Annotated in this window: 2 protein-coding genes and 1 pseudogene; 1 reads left to right on the forward strand and 2 read right to left on the reverse strand. The window is 78.7% G+C overall.

Features of this window, described 5'->3' with window-relative positions:
* A partial coding sequence (locus tag ABEB16_RS19825) for a PP2C family protein-serine/threonine phosphatase (RefSeq protein WP_345713925.1) occupies positions 1 to 1,250 on the forward strand: 1,250 nt, incomplete at its 5' end.
* A gap of 188 nt (positions 1,251 to 1,438) precedes the next feature.
* On the opposite strand, the pseudogene ABEB16_RS22845 reads toward ABEB16_RS19825, so the two are convergent.
* Together ABEB16_RS22845 and ABEB16_RS19840 are read right to left on the reverse strand one after the other, a co-directional pair.
* A pseudogene (locus ABEB16_RS22845) lies at positions 1,439 to 2,263 on the reverse strand (lysylphosphatidylglycerol synthase domain-containing protein); the annotation flags it as partial.
* 3 nt (positions 2,264 to 2,266) lie between these two features.
* Positions 2,267 to 2,904 (reverse strand): class I SAM-dependent methyltransferase (locus ABEB16_RS19840; protein ID WP_345713928.1); only part of this gene is annotated, 638 nt, incomplete at its 5' end.

The following is a 2,904-nucleotide window of genomic DNA, read 5'->3' on the forward strand; positions in this document are numbered from 1 at the left end:
TGGAGCTGGTGGGCCTCGACCCCGCCGAGCACGGCCGGCGCTACCCGCACGAGCTGTCCGACGAGCAGGGCGGCCTGCGCGACGCCGCCTGCTCGCACGCCGAGCCCGAGCTGCAGCCGGTGCTGGAGCGCTACACCCGGCTGCGGCTGGACGACCTGCGGCCCGACGCGCCGCTGCGGCGCGTCGTGGTGCAGGCGCGGCCGCACGTCGTGGCCCGCGGCGCGACCGGCCACCTCCACGACCTCCTGCCCCCCGGGGAGGCGCGCGAGCTCATCCGGCGGCTGGCGCCGGAGTCGCTGGTGGTGCTGCCGCTGCGGGCGCGGGGGCGCACCGCGGGGGTGCTCACCGTGTACCGGGAGGCTCGGCGCCCCCCGCTGCAGGGCGAGGACCTCGTGACCGCCGAGGAGCTCGCCGACCGGATCGGCCTGGCCCTGGACAACGCCCGCCTCTACGGCGAGCAGCGCCGCCTCGCCGAGGGCCTGCAGCGCAGCCTGCTCACCTCGCCGCCGGAACCGGACCACCTGCAGATCGTGGTGCGCTACCAGCCCGCGGCCGCCGCCGCGCAGGTCGGCGGCGACTGGTACGACGCGTTCCTGCAGCCCGACGGCGGCACCGTCCTCGTCATCGGTGACGTCATGGGCCACGACGTGGACGCCGCCGCCGCCATGGGGCAGCTGCGCTCGCTGCTGCGCGGCATCGGCTACTACAGCGGCCAGGGACCGGCCAGGATCCTCACCGGCCTGGACGCCACGATGCAGGGCCTGGCGGTGGAGACCACCGCGACGGCGGTCGTGGCCCGCGTGGAGCAGGACGCGGACGAGGCCCGCGACGGGGCGCGGCGGCTGCGCTGGTGCAACGCCGGGCACCCGCCGCCGCTGCTGCTGACCGCCGACGGGCGGGTGGAGGTGCTCGAGCAGGAGCCCACCCTGCTGCTGGGCATCGACCCGACCACGGCGCGCACCGACGCGCAGCGGTCCGCGCCGCCCGGCTCGACGGTGCTGCTGTACACCGACGGGCTCGTGGAGCGGCGCGACCAGGACCTCGACGACGGCCTCGCCCGGCTGTGCGAGGCGGTCGCCGACCTGGCCGGCGCCACCCTCGACGACCTCTGCGACGGCATCCTCGCCCGGCTGCTGCCGGACTCCCCCGAGGACGACGTGGCCCTCGTCGCGGTGCGCCTGCACCCGCAGGACCGCCCGCGCCCGCCCGAGGCCGGGCCGAACCGGGTGCCGCTCACACCACGGCCCTGAGCGGGGCCGCCCGGCGCCGGTGCGGACGTCCCGGCGCGCGACACCGGCGCGCCGCGCGCGGGACGTCCCCGCCCCGGGCCCCGCCGGGAGGAGCCCCCGCGCACCGCCAGCAGCGCGGCACCGGCCAGCAGCACGTCCGCCGCGGTGAGCAGCACCCGCGACAGCAGCGCCACCACGAGCGCACCACCACCGCCCAGCCCCGCCGACAGCAGCGCCACCAGCGCCGCCTCCCGCGCCCCCGCCCCCGCCGGGGCCAGCACCACGAGGAAACCCACCACCCACGCCAGCGCGTAGCCCCCCACCGCCAGCGCCGCCAGCCTCCCCGGCTCCACGACGGCACCGCCGGCGGCACCGGCCAGCACCAGCACCTGCCCCCCCACCGCCAGCCACGACGCCAGCGCCCAGCCCGCCGCCGCCAGCACCCCCCGACCGGACAGCGGGTGCTCCAGCGCCGGCTGCCGCGCCAGCCGCAGCAGCAGCCCCAGCAGCGGGTTGAGCACCCGCGGCAGCAGCAGCGCCACCAGCAGCGGCGCCGCCCACGGCAGCCACCGCACCCACCCCGGCCCCGCGCCGGCGCCGCGCGACGCCAGCGGCAGCACCGCCACCACGAGCAGCACCGCCGTCGTCATCGACACCAGCAGCGCCACCGCCAGCGCCGACCCCGTGCGCCGCCGCGGCACGCCGTGGTCGCGGCCCAGCTCCGCCTGCGCGAGGAACTGCCACACCGTGCCCGGCACGTACCGGCCGAGCTGGCCGACGAAGAACACCGCCGCCGCCGACCGCCACGGCAGCCGCGAGCCCAGGTCGGCGAGCACCGCCCGCCACGACGCCCCGCTGAGCGCGACGTTCGCCACCGACAGCGCCAGCGCCGCCGCCGCGCTGCCGGCGTCCAGGCGCCCCAGCGCCGCGCCCACCGCCTCCCGCTCCCGGGCCACCGCCACCACCGCCAGGGCCAGGGCCAGGGCCAGGAACCCCACCCGCACCGCGCGGGCGCGCAGCAGCCGCGCCGGCACCCCTCAGCCCCGGCGGCGGAACGTCAGCAGCACGAACGTGTAGTCCAGGCCGGTGCGCTTCCAGTGCACCGGGCGCCCGGGGTGGTGCAGCACGTCGCCGTCGAGGTCCCCGACGAGGTCCAGGCCCACCTGCGCCGCCTGCGCGACGAGCTCGCGCACGTCCTGCGGGCCGAAGATCCGCACCGGCGCGCCGTAGGCGGTGATCCCCGTGGTGTCCGGCGGGCTCTGGTCGTAGTCCGTGGACAGCACCAGCACGCCGCCGGGGCGCAGGACCCGCGCCGTCTCGGCGAGGAACCCCGCCACCGGCACGCCGTGCTCGATGACCGACATGCAGGTCACCGCGTCCAGGTGGCCGTCGGGCAGGCCCGTGCGGGTCACGTCGCCGTGGCGGAACTCCACCCCGTCGCGGTGCACCGGCGCCCCGAACTCCAGGTTGATGCCGGCCAGCGCGCCGCGCTCGGCCCCGAAGCCGTACAGCCGCAGCCACGGCAGCACCGGCGAGTAGCGGGCGCTGCCGGCGTCCAGCACCCGGGCGGTGCGGGAACCGTCGTCGGCCAGGGTGAGCACGGCGGCCACCGCGCCGAGCGCGTCCCAGTTCTTCGGGGCGTCGACGTGCGCGGGCAGCCGGAGGCGGCGGGTCT

The sequence above is a fragment of the Kineococcus glutinatus genome (assembly GCF_039542765.1).
GTDB classification, from domain to species: Bacteria; Actinomycetota; Actinomycetes; order Actinomycetales; family Kineococcaceae; genus Kineococcus_A; species Kineococcus_A glutinatus.